Raw genomic sequence first — 17,942 nt, 5'->3', positions numbered from 1 at the left:
CATGCGCTTGATCATCGTCAGTGGCCGCTCCGGCTCAGGTAAAAGCACCGCCCTTGATGTACTCGAGGACAGTGGCTACTACTGCATCGACAACCTTCCCGCCGGGTTGCTGCCGGAACTCGCCGAACGCGCATTGATCCACACCGAACTGGCACAGCCGCTGGTGGCCGTGTCCATTGATGCACGCAACCTGCCAAGTCACTTGTCGCGATTCCCCGAATTGCTCGAAGAAGTCCGCAGCCGGCATATCCAGTGCGATGTTCTGTACCTGGATGCCGACGAAGAAACCTTGCTCAAGCGTTTTTCGGAAACCCGTCGTCGTCACCCGCTGAGCAGTGCCAATCGTTCGCTGGCTGAAGCGATCAACGATGAAACCAGCCTGCTCGGCCCCATAGCCGACCTTGCCGATCTCAAAGTCAACACCACCAACCTCAACCTGTATCAGCTACGGGATACGATCAAGCTGCGCCTGTTGAACCAGCCGGAACCCGGTACAGCCTTCCTGGTGGAGTCCTTTGGTTTCAAGCGTGGCATGCCCGTGGATGCCGACCTGGTATTCGACGTGCGCTGCCTGCCCAATCCCTACTGGAAACCCGAGCTTCGGGCGCAGTCCGGGCTTGATCAACCGGTTGCCGAGTACCTGGCAGCCCAGCCGGACGTGGAAGAGATGTTCCAGGACATTTCCACATATCTGCTCAAATGGTTGCCCCGCTTTGCCGCCAGCAACCGCGCCTATGTCACCATTGCCATCGGCTGCACGGGCGGACATCACCGCTCCGTCTACCTGACCGAACGCTTGGGCAAGACGCTGCAACAATCCCTGAAGAACGTCCAGGTCCGCCACCGCGACCTCAGCTAAAGGATTCACACCGCGATGCCTGCTCTGGAAATCGAAATCATCAACAAGCTGGGCCTGCACGCCCGTGCTTCTGCAAAATTCGTCGGAGTCGCCGGTGAATTCAAGGACTGCACGATCAGAGTCGGACGCACTCCGGAATCTACGGTCGACGGCAAAAGCATCATGGCAATGATGATGCTCGCGGCTGGCAAGGGCACCAAAATCTACATCAACACCGAAGGCGAAGACGCGCAAAAGGCGCTGGATGCGTTGAAAGACCTGATCAACCGCTATTTCGACGAAGGCGAGTAAACGCGTATCGAGGCCAAACCCGCTCGATAGCCCACAAAAAAAGGCGCACCACCCATCAGGTGGTGCGCCTTTTTTGTGACAGGGGAGTTTAGCTGCCCGCCACCGTCATCCGCTCGATCAGTACCGACCCCGTACGGATATTGCTGCGCAGTTCCAGGTCATTACCCACGGCAACGATCTGCTTGAACATGTCACGCATGTTACCGGCGATGGTCACTTCCTGGACCGCGAACTGGATTTCACCGTTCTCGACCCAATAACCCGCAGCGCCACGGGAGTAGTCGCCCGTGACCATATTCAGGCCCTGCCCCATCAATTCGGTCACCAGCAGGCCACGCCCCATGCGACGCAGCAAGGCCGCCTGATCTTCATCACCATGGGTGACGAACAGGTTATGCACGCCTCCGGCATTCGCGGTGCTCGGCATGCCGAGCTTGCGACCGGAGTAAGTACCGAGGATGTAGGACACCAGCTCGCCCTTTTCAACGAACGGCTTCGCGTAAGTCGCCAGACCATCGCCATCGAAGGCCGCGCTGCCCAAGGCACGCATCAAATGCGGACGCTCATCGATGGTCAGCCATTCAGGAAACAGCTTCTGACCCAGGGTGCCTTCAAGGAACGATGACTTGCGATACAGGCTGCCGCCGGAAATCGCCGACAGGAAGCTGCCGAACAAACCACCGGCCAACTCGGCGGAAAACAGCACCGGCACTTCGCAGGTTGGCACCGGACGCGCGCCGAGACGGCTTGCCGCCCGTTGTGCGGCACGCTGGCCAATGCTCACCGGATCAGCCAGCAAATTGCCCTGGCGATTCACGTCATACCAATAATCGCGCTGCATCTGACCATCGGCCTCGGCGATCATCACGCAGCTCAGGCTGTGCCGGGTCGACGCATAACCGCCGATAAAACCGTGGCTGTTGCCATAGACACGGCAGCCTTGATGAGTGCTCAGCGTAGTGCCATCGGCATTCTTGATCCGGCTGTCGGCAGCAAATGCGGCCGCTTCACAGGTCAGCGCCTGCTCGATTGCCTGCTCCGGCGTGATATCCCATGGGTGGAACAGGTCGAAATCCTGAACGTCACGCGCCATCAGAGCAGCATCCGCCAGACCCGACGCTTCGTCTTCCGAGGTGTGTTTGGCAATGGCCAAGGCGGCGGCTACGGTCTCACGAATCGCCTCTGGACCGCTGGCCGAGGTGCTGGCCGAACCCTTGCGCTGGCCAACGTACAAGGTGATACCGAATCCCTGATCACGATTGAATTCGACGGTTTCGACTTCGCGCTGGCGCACCGTGGTCGACAGGCCCTGCTCCAGGGACACCGCCACTTCACAGGCACTGGCCCCCTGGCGCCTGGCTTCAGCGATGATCTGCTCGACTTGTTCTTGCAGTGCCGGCAACGCTTGTGGGCCGACGCTTTCAACTGCACTCATGCTGTTCTCCACTCAAATTCTGCTTTCGGAATAGGTCATCGAGCGACCGGGCCGGACAAGCGGCCCCCGACTGGTTATCATGGCGGCGTTTCTTTGCGGACGGCCACCATGGTTGATTCTTACGACGACTCCCTCGATACGGGAGAAAAAAGCAAATCCCAGGTCAAACGCGAGCTGCATGCTCTGGTTGACCTTGGCGAACGCCTTACGACACTCAAGCCTGACTTGCTGGCAAAACTGCCCTTGACCGACGCTTTGCGCCGGGCCTTGGCCGATGCGCCCAAGCACACGGCGAACATCGCGCGTAAACGGCACCTCCAGTTCATCGGCAAACTGATGCGCGATCAGGACACTGACGCCATTCTGGTCTTGCTTGATCAACTCGATGCCTCCACTCGCCAATACAACGAACGCTTCCATAACCTGGAGCGCTGGCGTGATCGCCTGATCGCCGGCGACGATGCAGTCCTGGAAAAGTTCGTCATCGACTACCCGGAGGCTGATCGCCAGCAATTGCGCTCCCTGATCCGTCAGGCCCAGCACGAGCTGGCGACCAACAAGCCACCGGCATCGAGCCGTAAAATCTTCAAGTACATCCGTGAGCTGGACGAGACTCAACGCGGTCTGCGCTGAGACTCTGATCGGGTGAGTCGCCTGGCGGCTCACCCGCAGCTCCACGCCTTACGCGCCCGTGCCACCCACGGTGATCGCATCAATCTTCAGCGTTGGCTGGCCGACACCCACCGGCACCGACTGCCCATCCTTGCCACACGTCCCCACACCACTATCGAGCGACAGATCGTTGCCGACCATCGACACCTTGCTCATGGCTTCAGGCCCGTTGCCGATCAGGGTCGCGCCCTTGACCGGAGCGGTGATCTTGCCGTCTTCGATCAGATACGCCTCGCTGGTGGAGAACACGAACTTGCCGCTGGTGATGTCCACCTGGCCGCCGCCGAGGTTGGCGCAATAGATACCGCGCTTCACCGAGGCGATGATTTCGGCCGGATCGCTTTCACCGGCGAGCATGTAGGTGTTGGTCATGCGCGGCATTGGCAGGTGCGCGTAGGATTCGCGACGGCCGTTACCCGTACGGGCCACACCCATCAGGCGCGCGTTGAGTTTGTCCTGCATGTAGCCTTTGAGTACGCCGTTTTCGATCAGCGTCGTGCACTCGGTCGGCGTACCTTCGTCGTCAACGCTCAAGGAGCCACGACGCCCCGCCAGGGTGCCGTCATCGACGATGGTGCAAAGCTTGGACGCAACCATCTCGCCCATGCGTCCGCTGTAGGCAGAACTGCCCTTACGGTTGAAATCGCCCTCCAGACCGTGGCCGACCGCTTCGTGCAGCAACACACCCGACCAACCGGAGCCAAGCACCACCGGCAACGTACCGGCCGGCGCCGGAATGGCCTCCAGGTTGACCAGCGCCTGTCTCAACGCTTCGCGGGCATAGCCCATGGCGCGATCTTCGGCGAGGAAATAACGGTAGTCGGTGCGACCGCCACCGCCATGACCGCCGCGCTCACGACGGCCGTTCTGCTCGACGATCACGCTGACATTGAAACGCACCAGAGGTCGCACATCCGCCGCCAGCCCGCCGTCGGTGGAGGCCACCAGAATCCGTTCCCAGACACCCGCCATGCTGACGGTGACTTGCTGGATGCGCGGATCGAGCGCGCGAGTCGCGGCATCGATGCGTTTGAGCAGATCGACTTTCTCGGCACGGGTCAGCACTTCCAGAGGATTGTCTGCCCCATACAACTGCGCGACATCCTGAGTGGTGAACGCCTGCACGGTGCCGCTTTGCCCGGCCCGAGAGATCGAGCGGGCGGCACGGGCTGCCGCGCCCAAGGCTTCCAGAGTGATGGCGTTGCTGTAGGCAAAACCGGTCTTTTCACCCGACTGCGCCCGCACGCCCACGCCTTGGTCAAGATTGAAACTGCCTTCCTTGACGATGCCGTCTTCCAGCGCCCAGGACTCGGAGATCTGCCCCTGGAAATACAGGTCGGCGGCATCGATACCCGGGCCGGCCAGGTCGCCGAGCACACCCTGCAGGCTCTCGATCGTCACGCCACCGGGTGCCAGGAGATGATCACTGACTGAGGACAACAACTCGCTCATATGCTTTACGCCTTAAATTCGTCGTTCTGATGCAGGTCGCTGAGCGCCCTGCGAGAAAAAGCGCCGGTGACTGGACACCGGCATCCGCGCCCGGATGGACGCCTGTTCGCTGCTGTCTATCTCGGCCAGCAGCACGGCCTCGCCTTGATCCTGTTGTGCCAGCACGCGCCCCCATGGGTCGATGATGGCGGCATGTCCCCAGGTTTCTCGCGGCCCCGGATGCGTCCCACCCTGGGCGGCCGCGAGCACATAACACTGGGTTTCAATGGCCCGCGCGCGAATCAACACGTCCCAATGCGCCGCACCGGTCACGGCAGTAAAGGCCGATGGCGCGGTAATCAGCTCCGCGCCGGCAGCACGCAATTCGCTGTACAGCTCCGGGAATCGCAGGTCATAACAGACCGTCAGGCCGACTCGCCCTACCGGTGTGTCCGCGACCACGACACCACTGCCATAAGCATAGTCATCGGATTCGCGATAACGACCGCGATTGTCTGCCACGTCCACGTCGAACAAATGCAGCTTGTCGTAACGCGCCACCGTCTCACCCCGGTCATCGACCAGCAACGAGCAGGCGTGCACCTTGGCTGCTGGCTGGTCCACCGGCGGCAGCGGCAAGGTGCCGGCCACAATCCATAACTTGAGGTCGCGAGCGGTCTGTTTCAACCAGGGCAGGATCGGACCTTCGCCCAGTGCCTCGGCGCGACCAATGTCGGCAATGTCGCGCCGGCCCATGGCCGCGAAGTTTTCCGGCAGCACGGCAAGCGCCGCACCACCGGCTGCGGCCTGCTCGAGCAATTGACGGGCCCGGGCCAGGTTGGCCAGCACATCACTCTGGCTGACCATTTGAATCACCGCTACAGACATGGCGCGCTCCTGAATGGATAGACGTCCATGCTACTCCATGGGCCTGGCGTGTGCGCTCTGAAAAAGAGCGTCAAAAAGGCTTGTCGTAGGTGATTTTCGGTTCTTTCCATGGCCCCTTGACGGTGTATTTCACACTGGCAAAACGGGCCACGCGGTCACCGATCAGCTTGTCGATCAGGAACAGAGCACCGCCGACGGCAGGCGCGCCCACGATCAGGGCGGCAATTGGCAGGTTGTTGGACACCGGCAACGTCACCATCAGCTTGGCGTCGATCTGATCGCCGACCAGGTTCAGGGTGCCGTTGAGCTCAACATTACTCGACGGGCCGGTCATCTGGATGGGCTCACGGGTCACATAGACGCCATTGGTCGCCACCAGCAGCCCCTTGACCCGGTCATAGCTCAAACCTTTGCCGAACAGGTCGGAGAAGTCCAGGCGCAATCGCCGGCCGATGGAGTTGAAGTTGAGCAGGCCGAATACTCGCAACGCTTGGGCACCGCCTTCGACCTCCACAAACTGCCCCTCCCTCATTGAAGCGTCGAGAGTCCCGGAGAAACGCTTGCTGGCCAGCCAGGCCGGCGAGCCGGGCCAGCGACCGTCGACATCCATATGGAACTCCTGGCTGGTCACGCTCGGTGCGAAGCCCCATCCCTTGAGCACATCCGCCAGATTCTTGCCGCTGATCCGCCCCTTGTACCAACTTGTGCTGGAACCTGGCGCACCTTCCCAGCCACCGCTGCCTTGCAACAGGATGCCTTTGAGGCCCATATCCAGTGAGTTGAGGGCGATCCCCCTGGCCGTAGGACGAACCTTGAGCGACCACGCACCGACCAGATCATTGCCCTGGAAAAGCTGGTTGATCGTGATATCCAGCGCCGGGATTTTCGTCGGATCCACGGAGGCCAGCGGGTCCGGCGAGTTTTCGTCGGCAAGAACCTTCGGATCAGGTGCCGGCAATCGCACGTATTGCAGATTGATGACCACTGGCGAGGCTTTCGCATCGGGAATACTGGCGGCGCCCTTGACTTGCTGACTGTCGAGCTGCAAAGCCCAGGCGGCCGGTTTTCGCGTCAACTGCACCGATGCCTGATCCAGGGTTGTACCCAGTGCGCTGAGCTTGCCGACCTTGAAATCGGCACTGCTGAGCAACTGTTTTGCACTACCGCCCGGGTCTTGCCCGGCGTACTTGTTCACCAGGTCCTGCCAGGGGCCGACATCCAGCTGCGATAGCACGCCGCGCACCCGCAGGCCTTTGGCAGCGGGCAGCATGGCATTGCCATTACCCAGGAACAATTCACCGCGACCCTCGGCAAAATTTCCGGGAGGCGCGGCGAAGGTGAAGTTCGCCAATTCGCCGTAATTCACCCAATAGCGTCGTTCCGCTCCCTGCAACGTCATGCGGAACGTCGTATCACGCCCGGTTTCGGCAGGCATGCCGAAGGGTGCCGGCAAATCGACGGCGACACCTTTTAGATTGGAGTTGACCATCAACTGGCTATCACCGCCATTAAGGGTCAGTTGCAATTGATACGGAATCACGCCGCTCGCCGGCAGCGACTGGGTGACGCTGAGCCAGTTCGCGAGTTTCTTGACTTCGACCTGCCCCGAGGCCGTGACACGGGTATTGAGCTTGCCTTCACGACCATCGGCGAATATCTGCGCACTCACCGGTTTGTCGAAGGCTCGTGCCGTGATGTTCTGGCCGCTCAACCCTTTGCTGCTATCGAAACGAAAATCACCTTTGAGCTGAGTCAACTCAAGGGGGGGCTCGGGCAATTTCAGTCGAGCCTTTGCCGTTTTGAAGTCGACCACGATATTCGGCTGCTCGCCTTTGACCAGCGGGATATCCAGCTTGAGCTTGCCTTGCAGGTCGCCCTCACCTTCCCAACCGGCGAAAGTTTCGGCAGTACCGATCGGCGCTTCCTTGAGAATTTTCAGGCCGTCACCCAAGCCGCCGGCAAACCCGCCGTCAAGGAACAGATGAGTGCTCTGTCCTGCCGGAGCGTGAGGAATGTTGACGTAAATATCGCTGACCTGGGTGTCGAGCAACTGACCCTTGCTGGCCAGAATCCGCACGCCGCTGTCCTCGACGAACACGTCCCCCGTAACCTTGCTGACGTGCGGCCAGCCGGGCTGAAACGCCAACTCGGCATCGTGCACTTTGAAAAACAGGCTGATGCTGCGGGCGGCATCTTCGGCACCGTGGTTCAGCGAGCCCTGGTACTGGAAGAAACCTTGATCGACTGCCCCCTTGAGAATCGCCGTACGCAGCCATTCGTCGAGTGCCGGGCTCAGGACCGCCGGCAAGTACTTGGCGGTATAGCGACCGTCCCCGTCGACCAGGCCGACCCGCAGGTCCATGTAGTCTTCCTGGTTGTGGTCGAAATGCAACCGGATCAGGAAGTCACCGGCAATCTTGCCTTCCTCGCCCAATACCTTCAGGTACGGCGCGATCAGGGTGAAGCCTTCTTTATCGAGCCTCCAGGTCAACCGGGCATTGGCCTGGATGTATTGCCACGGCTTGGCGAAAATCGGGTCCAGGTGCAGCAGGAAATCCTTGCTGTCCATGCGCAGCTCGCCGTGGCCAAGGTCTCCGCTGATACTGCCGCTGACATTCCGTGCCGCCGGAGCGCCGTGGTAGGCGTCGAAGCCGACCCGATCAAGATTGGCGGCAAAGCTGAACTTGCTGTCGTCGGTGGCATTGGGCCGCACGTCGATCAGAACGTTGCGCAGGCCACCGATGACCTTAAGCCGCTCGACCGTCGTGGCAAAACCTTCAGGTAATGGCGCCAGGGCATTGAGCAACGGCGTGAGCGGAGTGAGCTCGAGGCGGTCGGCTTGCAGGTGCCAAGCCTCTTCTGCCTTATCGGTGGCCGCCAGCTGCTTGAGCTGCAAGCGTGATTCCCAGCGAGTCTCGCCGAGGTTCATGGCCAGAGAGTCCAGGGTGACTAACATGCCTTCGGTGCTGCGTTGAAAATAGCCGTTGAGCGCCAGATTATTGATCCGGACCGGCTTGCGCTCGGCATAGGCCCCTTTGATTTGAGGCGCGTTCAACCGGACGGCGGCACTTTGCAAGGCGCCTTGGCCCCAGGTCGCCCACAGCTCGCCACCGCCTTTGATCTCCGAGAAATGCCATTGCTGGGAAACACTTTCGGGCAGCCATCTAGACCAGTCGCTTTGCGGCAGACTCAAGTAGACGTCCGCTTCACCCTCCTTCCATCGGCTGGCCTGAATGCGAGTACGCAGGCTCATTGCCATCGGCTGACCATCGGGCAGGGTCAAGCGGACATCGAGCCGCTGGCGGTAAGCACCGGTTTTCAGATTCAAACCGACGTAAGTCAGGCTAAGGGGAGATTCCCCCCACGGCTGCAACGTGATCTGACTGTCGAGCACCGACAACTGCTGGACCATTTGCAGGCTATTGAGCAACTGCTCCGGGTCGAGAGGCTGATCGTTCCTGACCGGCAGACCTTCCAGCGCCCACTCACCCTCATTGCCTTGCTTGAGGCTGATCTTCAGGCCATTGAGTTCCAGGTGGGCAATACGTATTTCACGCGCCAGCAGACTGGCCCAGAGGTCCGGCACCGCCCGCACCTTTTCCAGGTGCAGGGCGTTGGCACCCTCGCCAACCGTCACATCGTGAGCCGAAAGAATAGGCGCGAAGCCGCTCCAATTGCCTTTCAGCTCGCCAATCTGCAGCGGCATGCCCAAAGCGTCGCTGGCCCTGGTCTCGACTTCGCCGCGATACTCCGCCACCAGTGGCGTCAGCTCACGGCCAAGGCTGACGTACAACGCCATCAGTACCAAAGCCAACGCGCACAGGCCCAGACCCCAGCGGGTCAGTGCGGCCAAAATGCGTGTCAGACGGTCCATGTCAGTTGGCTCCCATGGCAAACGTTTTGCAAAAAGCTGAGGCCAGCCGTTCAGGAAAAGTTAAAACGTAGCGATTCAGAGCAACACCACGTCGTATTGTTCCTGGGAATACATGGTTTCCACCTGAAAACGAATCGTGCGGCCGATAAACCCTTCGAGCTCGGCAACATTGCCCGACTCCTCATCGAGCAGACGATCGACAACTTTCTGGTTCGCCAATACACGATAGCCTTCCGCCTGATAGGCGCGAGCTTCGCGGAGGATTTCTCGGAAGATTTCGTAGCAGACGGTTTCCGGGGTCTTCAATTTGCCGCGGCCCTGGCAACTGCTGCACGGCTCGCACAGCACCTGCTCGAGGCTTTCGCGAGTGCGTTTACGGGTCATCTGCACCAGGCCCAACTCGGTGATACCGATGATGTTGGTCTTGGCGTGGTCGCGCTCCAATTGCTTCTCGAGCGTGCGCAGCACTTGACGCTGGTGCTCTTCATCTTCCATGTCGATGAAGTCGATGATGATGATCCCGCCCAGATTACGCAGGCGCAGCTGTCGAGCAATCGCGGTCGCGGCTTCCAGGTTGGTCTTGAAGATGGTTTCTTCCAGGTTGCGATGACCGACGAACGCCCCGGTGTTGACGTCGATGGTGCTCATGGCTTCCGCCGGGTCGACCACCAGATAACCGCCAGACTTGAGCGGGACTTTACGCTCCAGGGCTTTCTGGATTTCGTCTTCAACGCCGTACAGGTCGAAAATCGGTCGCTCGCCGGGGTAATGTTCCAGACGATCGGCGATCTCCGGCATCAGTTCGGCGACGAACTGCGTGGTTTTCTGGAAAGTTTCCCGGGAGTCGATGCGAATTTTTTCGATCTTCGGGCTCACCAGGTCGCGCAAAGTGCGCAGCGCCAAGCCAAGGTCTTCGTAGATCACACTCGGTGCGCTGATGGTTTTGATCTGCGCATTGATCTGATCCCACAGCCGGCGCAGGTAGCGGATGTCCATGAGGATTTCATCGGCACCCGCGCCTTCCGCCGCGGTACGCAGGATAAAACCGCCGGCCTCCTTGATGCCTTCTTTGGCGACGCAATCGGAGACCACCTGCTTGAGACGCTCACGCTCGGCTTCATCTTCGATTTTCAGCGAAATGCCAACATGAGCCGTACGCGGCATATAGACCAGATAACGCGAAGGGATCGACAGCTGGGTGGTCAATCGTGCGCCTTTGGAGCCGATCGGGTCCTTGGTGACTTGAACCACCAGGCTCTGGCCTTCATGAACCAGGGCACTGATGCTCTCGACCGCCGGGCCTTCGCGCAGGGAAATTTCCGAAGCATGAATGAACGCGGCGCGATCCAGACCGATATCGACGAAAGCGGCCTGCATGCCAGGCAACACCCGTACGACCTTGCCTTTATAGATGTTGCCAACGATGCCGCGCTTTTGCGTACGTTCGACATGGACCTCTTGCAGGACACCGTTTTCAACCACCGCCACGCGCGATTCCATCGGCGTGATGTTGATCAGGATCTCTTCACTCATGGCAGGGTCTCGTTCAGGCATGTTCACGGTAATGGCCACATCTGGTCAGTACAACGCTTAACGCGCATTATGGTTTTGCCAACAGGGTATGCCGAAATGGCCGAGCAGTTCTGCGGTTTCGCACAGCGGCAAGCCAACCACCGCCGAGTAACTTCCATTGAGCCCGGCGACAAACACCGCACCCAGTCCTTGAATTCCATAACCACCCGCCTTGTCCCCCGGCTCGCCGCTGGCCCAGTAGGCCGTTGCCTCATCGCTGCTTATCGGGCGAAAACGCACCACGCTACGCACCACCCGCGACTCGCAACGCTCACCTTCGAGTACAGCGATCGCCGTCAGGACTTCATGCTCACACCCGGACAACATCTTCAGCATGGCGCAAGCGTCAGCTTCATCAACCGGCTTGCCGAGAATTTTCCCGTCGAGCACCACGGCGGTATCGGCTCCCAGCACGCAAAACGGAGCGCCGGACACCACGACATCGCGCCCGGCCGCAGCCTTGCCGCGCGCCAGACGCTCGACATAGGCCGCCGGGGATTCCTGGGGCAATGGGGTTTCATCGATGTCCGCACTGATGGCGGAAAACGGAACGCCAATCTGCGTGAGCAGTTCACGCCGACGCGGCGAGCCAGAGGCGAGGTACAGCGGCTTCATCAAGACATCTCCCTTGTCATGGTGTGGGCAAATGCCTGACCGAATCAGTTGATTTTGTAACGTCGGCGCAATCCGCGCAAACCGAAGCTGATCCATGGCCAGAGCAAGGCACTGACCAGTGCCGGCAACACCAGCGCCAGCGTCGGCTGGCGATTGCCGGTCAGGGCGCTGAGCCACAACTGAACCAACTGCGCGAGGCCGAAGATCACCAGGATCACCAGGCTTTGTTGCCACATCGGGAACATCCGCAAGCGTTGTTGCAGCGCCAGCACCAGGTAGGTGATCAACGTCAGGATCAAGGCATTCTGCCCCAGCAACGTGCCATACAGCACATCCTCGGTCAGGCCCAGGCACCACGCGGTGACCATCCCGACCTTTTGCGGCAGGGTCAATGCCCAGAACGCCAGCAGCAAGGCCAGCCACAGAGGACGGAGGATTTCCATGAATTGCGGCAGCGGCGAAACGCTGAGCAGCATGCCGACGGCGAAGGTCAGCCAGACGATCCAGCCGTTTCGGGAGGCTTTGACACCAGCCATTATTCTCGTCCCCCAGTGGTAGCCGGCGCGGAGACAGGCGGTTTGGCAGCAGGTTTGACTACGGCGGGTTGTGCCGCCGGCGGTTTGGCTGGAGCAGCTGTGGTCGTGGACGGCTTGGGATGTTTAACGCCTGGTTTGGCCGGGGTTGTGGCCGCCGGTACGGTAGCAGGCACTGCCGGGGCCACCGGGGCAGCCGGAGTCGGAACGATGGCCGGCTTGGGCACGGTCGCTGGAATGATCGGCCCACCACCCTGCGCATCCAGTGATTCCTGCGCCTGGGCAGCGTCGTTGGCACGCTCTTCCGGAGTTCGGGTATCGCTGAACACCAGCAGCAGGTATCGGCTGCGGTTCAGCGCAGCCGTCGGCACGGCGCGAACAATGGCGAATGGCTGACCGGAGTCGTGAATCACTTCCTTGACCGTCGCCACCGGGTAACCCGCCGGGAAGCGTTGGCCAAGGCCGGAGCTGACCAGCAGATCACCTTCCTTGATGTCAGCGGTATCGGCCACATGACGCAGTTCCAGGCGCTCCGGATTGCCGGTGCCACTGGCGATCGCCCGCAGACCGTTGCGGTTTACCTGCACCGGAATGCTGTGGGTGGAATCGGTCAGCAACAGGACGCGGGAGGTGTACGGCATCAACTCGACCACTTGCCCCATCAGGCCGCGGGCATCGAGCACCGGCTGACCGAGGACCACGCCGTCGCGCTCACCTTTGTTGATGATGATGCGATGGGTAAAGGGATTGGGGTCCATGCCGATCAGCTCGGCCACTTCGACCTTCTCGTTCACCAGCGCCGATGAGTTAAGCAACTCGCGCAGCCGAACGTTCTGCTCGGTCAGGGCGGCAAGCTTTTGCATGCGCCCCTGCAACAACAGGTTCTCGGTCTTGAGCTTTTCGTTTTCGGCGACGAGTTCGGTCCGGCTGCCGAACTGGCTGGCCACACCTTGCCATAGCCGCTGCGGCAGGTCGGTGATCCAGTAGGACTGCATCAGCACCAGCGACATTTGGCTACGCACTGGCTTGAGCAGTGTGAAGCGGGCATCGACCACCATCAGCGCGATCGAAAGCACGACCAGCACCAACACGCGCACGCCCAGTGAGGGACCTTTGGAGAAAAGCGGTTTAATAAGCCGCTCCTCCCAGGCAATTGTTCTCTTTACTCATACGGCATCAAACCGGCCTGGATGCAGACGACAGAAGATAAACGCGAACAGGCAGCACTGCAAAGTGCCGCCTGCGCGCTCAACAGCATAGAGGCAATCCGGCGACTTATTCGCTGGAGAGCAGGTCCATGGTGTGTTTATCCATCATTTCCAGGGCACGGCCACCGCCGCGAGCAACGCAGGTCAGCGGGTCTTCGGCGACGATCACCGGCAGACCGGTTTCCTGGGCCAGCAACTTGTCGAGGTCGCGCAGCAAGGCGCCACCACCGGTCAGGACCAGGCCACGCTCGGCGATGTCGGAAGCCAGTTCCGGAGGCGATTGCTCCAGCGCGCTCTTCACGGCCTGAACGATGGTGGCCAGGGACTCTTGCAGAGCTTCCAGCACTTCATTGGAGTTCAGGGTGAATGCACGCGGAACGCCTTCGGCCAGGTTACGGCCGCGAACGTCGACTTCGCGAACTTCGCCGCCCGGGTAGGCGGTGCCGATTTCCTGCTTGATGCGCTCGGCCGTCGACTCGCCGATCAGGCTGCCGTAGTTGCGACGCACGTAAGTGATGATCGCTTCGTCGAAGCGGTCGCCGCCCACACGCACGGATTCTGCATAAACCACACCGTTCAGGGAGATCAGGGCGATTTCAGTGGTACCACCACCGATATCCACGACCATCGAGCCGCGAGCTTCTTCAACCGGCAGGCCGGCACCGATCGCAGCGGCCATTGGCTCTTCGATCAGGAACACTTCACGGGCACCGGCACCAAGGGCCGATTCACGGATGGCACGACGCTCAACCTGGGTGGATTTGCACGGAACGCAGATCAAAACACGAGGGCTGGGCTGCAGGAAGCTGTTTTCGTGAACCTTGTTGATGAAGTACTGCAGCATCTTTTCGCAGACGCTGAAGTCGGCGATCACGCCGTCTTTCATCGGACGAATGGCAGCAATGTTGCCCGGCGTACGGCCCAACATGCGCTTCGCTTCGGTGCCGACAGCAACGACACTTTTCTGGTTACCGTGTGTCCGAATAGCCACAACGGAGGGCTCATTCAGGACGATACCGCGCTCGCGCACGTAAATAAGGGTGTTGGCAGTGCCCAGGTCAATGGAAAGATCGCTGGAAAACATGCCACGCAGTTTCTTGAACATGGGAAAGGGACCCTAGGCAACGCGTGGGTAAAAAAGTGCGGCAAACTCTAACAACGACAGGGATTTTGGGCAAGGCGCCAATATGTTAAATTGGCCGCTTTTCTGTGCACCAAGCCCCACAATCGCGGCCTTATGACCGTAGAAGTGCGGTAGTGTTCCGACAATCTAACACACGGACGCCGTCCGTTCTGTTTTCCACTGGAGAATCCCAATGGCGCTTGAACGCTCCGACGTGGAAAAAATCGCTCATCTGGCCTGTCTGGGCCTCAATGAAGCCGATCTTCCACATATCACTTCAGCCCTCAACAGCATTCTCGGGCTGGTCGACGAAATGCAGGCGGTCAATACCGACGGTATCGAACCGCTCGCCCACCCACTGGAAGCCAGCCAGCGCCTGCGTGCAGACGTCGTGACCGAGACCAATCATCGCGAGGCTTACCAGTCCATCGCACCAGCGGTCGAAAACGGCCTGTACCTGGTTCCGAAAGTCATCGACTAAAGGGAAAGAGCCTGCAATGCATCAATTGACTCTGGCCGAGATCGCCCGCGGACTCGCCGATAAAAAGTTTTCCTCCGAAGAGCTGACCAAAGTCCTGCTGGCGCGTATCGCCCAGCTCGATCCACAGCTCAACAGTTTCATCAGCCTCACCGAGGACCTGGCGCTCACGCAGGCGAAAGCCGCTGACGCCCGCCGGGCCAACGGTGAGAGCGGCGCCCTGCTCGGCGCGCCGATCGCCCACAAAGACCTGTTCTGCACCCAGGGTATCCGCACCAGCTGCGGCTCGAAGATGCTCGACAACTTTAAAGCACCGTACGACGCCACCGTCGTCGCCAAGCTGGCCGCCGCCGGGGCCGTGACCCTGGGCAAGACCAACATGGACGAATTCGCCATGGGTTCGGCCAACGAATCGAGTTACTACGGCGCCGTGAAAAACCCGTGGAACCTGGAATACGTGCCTGGCGGTTCGTCCGGCGGTTCGGCCGCGGCCGTTGCCGCTCGTCTGTTGCCGGCAGCCACCGGCACCGACACGGGCGGATCCATTCGTCAGCCCGCCGCATTGACCAACCTTACCGGTCTGAAACCGACGTACGGTCGCGTTTCGCGCTGGGGCATGATCGCCTACGCCTCGAGCCTCGATCAGGGTGGCCCGTTGGCGCGTACGGCCGAAGACTGCGCCATTTTGTTGCAGGGTATGGCCGGCTTCGATCCGAACGACTCCACCAGCATCGACGAGCCCGTGCCGGACTACAGCGCCAGCCTCAACGGCTCGCTGCAAGGCCTGCGCATTGGCGTGCCTAAAGAGTATTTCAGCGCCGGTCTCGACCCGCGCATCGCCGATCTGATCCACAACAGCGTCAAGGAGCTGGAAAAGCTCGGCGCCGTGATCAAGGAAATCAGCCTGCCGAACATGCAGCACGCGATCCCTGCGTACTACGTGATCGCCCCGGCGGAAGCCTCTTCCAACCTGTCGCGTTTCGACGGCGTGCGCTTCGGCTACCGCTGCGAAAACCCGGTCAACCTGATAGACCTGTACAAACGCTCCCGCGGCGAAGGCTTCGGTCCGGAAGTGCAGCGCCGGATCATGGTTGGCGCCTACGCACTGTCGGCCGGTTACTACGATGCCTACTACCTGAAGGCGCAGAAGATCCGTCGCTTGATCAAGAACGACTTCATGGCGGCCTTCAACGAGGTCGACATCATCCTCGGCCCCACCACGCCGAACCCGGCCTGGAAGCTCGGCGCCAAGAACAGCGACCCGGTCGCTGCGTACCTGGAAGACGTCTACACCATCACCGCCAACCTCGCTGGCCTGCCGGGCTTGTCCATGCCTGCCGGTTTTGTCGATGGCCTGCCAGTCGGCGTGCAATTGCTCGCTCCGTACTTCCAGGAAGGTCGCCTGTTGAACGTTGCCCACCAGTATCAGCTCAACACTGACTGGCACACCCGCACCCCAACCGGCTTCTGAGGAGACACACATGCAATGGGAAGTCGTGATCGGGCTGGAGATTCATACCCAGCTCACCACCCGGTCGAAAATCTTTTCCGGTAGTTCCACCACGTTCGGCTCCGAGCCAAACACCCAGGCCAGCCTGATCGACCTGGGCATGCCCGGCGTACTGCCGGTGCTGAACCAGGAAGCGGTGCGCATGGCGGTGATGTTCGGTCTGGCGATTGATGCCGAGATCGGCCAGCACAACGTGTTTGCCCGTAAAAACTACTTCTACCCGGACCTGCCCAAGGGCTACCAGATCAGCCAGATGGAATTGCCGATCGTCGGCAAGGGCCACCTGGACATCGCCCTGGAGGACGGCACAGTCAAACGTGTCGGCATCACCCGCGCGCACCTGGAAGAAGACGCCGGCAAAAGCCTGCACGAGGAGTTCAACGGTGCCACCGGCATCGACCTGAACCGTGCTGGCACACCGTTGCTGGAGATCGTTTCCGAGCCGGACATGCGCAGCGCCAAGGAAGCCGTGGCTTACGTCAAGGCGATCCACGCTCTGGTGCGTTACCTGGGCATCTGCGACGGCAACATGGCCGAGGGCTCGCTGCGTTGCGACTGCAACGTGTCGATCCGTCCAAAAGGCCAGGCCGAGTTCGGCACCCGCTGCGAGATCAAGAACGTCAACTCGTTCCGCTTCATCGAGAAGGCGATCAACAGCGAAATCCAGCGTCAGATCGAACTGATCGAAGACGGCGGCAAGGTGATCCAGCAAACTCGCCTGTACGATCCGAACAAGGACGAAACCCGTCCAATGCGCAGCAAAGAGGAAGCCAACGACTACCGTTACTTCCCCGATCCGGACCTGCTGCCCGTCGTGATTGAAAACGCGTTCCTCGACGACGTGCGCGCCACCCTGCCGGAATTGCCACCCCAGAAACGCGAGCGCTTCCAGGAGCAGTTCGGTCTGTCGGTCTACGACGCCAACGTGCTGGCCACCAGCCGCGAGCAGGCGGACTACTTCGAGCAAGTCGCCAGCATCAGCGGCGACGCCAAACTGGCAGCGAACTGGGTGATGGTCGAGTTGGGCAGCCTGCTCAACAAACAAGGCCTGGACATCGAAGCGTCGCCGGTTTCCGCCGAGCAACTGGGCGGCATGCTGCTGCGGATCAAGGACAACACCATCTCGGGCAAAATCGCCAAGGTTGTGTTTGAAGCCATGGCCAACGGCGAAGGCAGCGCGGACGAGATCATCGACAAGCGCGGCCTGAAGCAAGTGACCGACACCGGCGCCATCTCGGCCGTTCTGGACGAAATGCTCGCGGCCAACGCCGAGCAGGTCGAGCAGTACCGTGCGGCAGACGAAGCCAAGCGCGGCAAGATGTTCGGCTTCTTCGTCGGCCAGGCCATGAAAGCCTCCAAAGGCAAGGCCAACCCGCAACAAGTGAACGAATTGCTGAAAAGCAAGCTCGAAGGCTGATAGAAATGGAGCCAGTTTTTAAACCTGGCTCAAAAC

Annotated in this window: 15 protein-coding genes; 6 read left to right on the top strand and 9 right to left on the bottom strand. The window is 60.5% G+C overall.

From position 1 onward, the window contains the following. Nucleotide 1: 1 nt before the first annotated feature. Nucleotides 2-859 (top strand): RNase adapter RapZ, encoded by an 858-nt coding sequence (rapZ, locus tag ACX3YD_RS20445; RefSeq protein ID WP_047537710.1) that lies wholly within the window; start codon nucleotides 2-4, stop codon nucleotides 857-859. Between the two features lie 15 nt (nucleotides 860-874). Then, entirely contained in the window at nucleotides 875-1,150 is a 276-nt protein-coding gene (locus ACX3YD_RS20440) for an HPr family phosphocarrier protein (protein WP_047537707.1), read from the top strand. Nucleotides 1,151-1,238: 88 nt separating this feature from the next. On the opposite strand, the gene pmbA is transcribed toward ACX3YD_RS20440, so the two are convergent. Next, nucleotides 1,239-2,585: a metalloprotease PmbA gene (gene pmbA / locus ACX3YD_RS20435; RefSeq protein WP_047537704.1), complete on the bottom strand. Its 1,347-nt coding sequence runs from the start codon at nucleotides 2,583-2,585 to the stop codon at nucleotides 1,239-1,241. Nucleotides 2,586-2,693: 108 nt separating this feature from the next. Here pmbA and yjgA point away from each other — a divergent pair, with 108 nt between their 5' ends. After that, nucleotides 2,694-3,218 (top strand): ribosome biogenesis factor YjgA, encoded by a 525-nt coding sequence (yjgA, locus tag ACX3YD_RS20430; RefSeq protein WP_047537701.1) that lies wholly within the window; start codon nucleotides 2,694-2,696, stop codon nucleotides 3,216-3,218. 48 nt (nucleotides 3,219-3,266) lie between these two features. On the opposite strand, the gene tldD is transcribed toward yjgA, so the two are convergent. The 8 genes from tldD to mreB form a co-directional block, all read right to left on the bottom strand. Further along, entirely contained in the window at nucleotides 3,267-4,709 is a 1,443-nt protein-coding gene (gene tldD / locus ACX3YD_RS20425) for a metalloprotease TldD (RefSeq protein ID WP_047537698.1), read from the bottom strand. 12 nt (nucleotides 4,710-4,721) lie between these two features. Beyond that, nucleotides 4,722-5,576 carry a carbon-nitrogen hydrolase family protein gene (locus ACX3YD_RS20420; RefSeq protein ID WP_458960855.1) on the bottom strand — a complete coding sequence of 285 codons (855 nt, stop codon included), beginning with the start codon at nucleotides 5,574-5,576 and terminating at the stop codon, nucleotides 4,722-4,724. A 70-nt stretch (nucleotides 5,577-5,646) separates the two neighbouring features. Beyond that, nucleotides 5,647-9,450 carry a YhdP family protein gene (locus ACX3YD_RS20415; protein ID WP_458960854.1) on the bottom strand — a complete coding sequence of 1,268 codons (3,804 nt, stop codon included), beginning with the start codon at nucleotides 9,448-9,450 and terminating at the stop codon, nucleotides 5,647-5,649. Nucleotides 9,451-9,525: 75 nt separating this feature from the next. Beyond that, a complete protein-coding gene (gene rng / locus ACX3YD_RS20410) occupies nucleotides 9,526-10,983 on the bottom strand; it encodes a ribonuclease G (RefSeq protein WP_047537689.1) in 1,458 nt (485 codons plus the stop codon). Between the two features lie 57 nt (nucleotides 10,984-11,040). Next, a complete protein-coding gene (locus tag ACX3YD_RS20405) occupies nucleotides 11,041-11,637 on the bottom strand; it encodes a Maf family protein (protein WP_103403991.1) in 597 nt (198 codons plus the stop codon). Between the two features lie 44 nt (nucleotides 11,638-11,681). Beyond that, on the bottom strand, nucleotides 11,682-12,173 hold the full coding sequence (gene mreD, locus ACX3YD_RS20400; protein WP_458960853.1) for a rod shape-determining protein MreD: 492 nt from the start codon (nucleotides 12,171-12,173) through the stop codon (nucleotides 11,682-11,684). After that, the gene (mreC, locus tag ACX3YD_RS20395) at nucleotides 12,173-13,303 is read right to left on the bottom strand and encodes a rod shape-determining protein MreC (RefSeq protein WP_458962066.1); all 1,131 of its coding nucleotides are present in this window, start codon (nucleotides 13,301-13,303) and stop codon (nucleotides 12,173-12,175) included. The genes mreD and mreC overlap by 1 nt, the downstream gene beginning before the upstream one ends. A 142-nt stretch (nucleotides 13,304-13,445) precedes the next feature. Further along, nucleotides 13,446-14,483, bottom strand: a complete 1,038-nt coding sequence (gene mreB, locus ACX3YD_RS20390) for a rod shape-determining protein MreB (RefSeq protein WP_002555108.1) — start codon at nucleotides 14,481-14,483, stop codon at nucleotides 13,446-13,448. Nucleotides 14,484-14,694: 211 nt separating this feature from the next. Here mreB and gatC point away from each other — a divergent pair, with 211 nt between their 5' ends. The 3 genes from gatC to gatB are packed head-to-tail and all read left to right on the top strand — an operon-like array spanning nucleotide 14,695 to nucleotide 17,906. Beyond that, entirely contained in the window at nucleotides 14,695-14,982 is a 288-nt protein-coding gene (gene gatC / locus ACX3YD_RS20385; protein ID WP_047537661.1) for an Asp-tRNA(Asn)/Glu-tRNA(Gln) amidotransferase subunit GatC, read from the top strand. Nucleotides 14,983-14,998: 16 nt separating this feature from the next. Further along, nucleotides 14,999-16,450 (top strand): Asp-tRNA(Asn)/Glu-tRNA(Gln) amidotransferase subunit GatA, encoded by a 1,452-nt coding sequence (gatA, locus tag ACX3YD_RS20380; RefSeq protein ID WP_458960852.1) that lies wholly within the window; start codon nucleotides 14,999-15,001, stop codon nucleotides 16,448-16,450. Between the two features lie 10 nt (nucleotides 16,451-16,460). Continuing rightward, a complete protein-coding gene (gene gatB, locus ACX3YD_RS20375) occupies nucleotides 16,461-17,906 on the top strand; it encodes an Asp-tRNA(Asn)/Glu-tRNA(Gln) amidotransferase subunit GatB (protein ID WP_090467156.1) in 1,446 nt (481 codons plus the stop codon). The last annotated feature ends 36 nt before the right edge of the window (nucleotides 17,907-17,942 follow it).

The sequence above is a fragment of the Pseudomonas fluorescens group sp. PF-1 genome (assembly GCF_054481335.1).
Note: the sequence above shows the minus strand (reverse complement) of the source record. Positions and strands in the feature narration are given on the sequence as shown.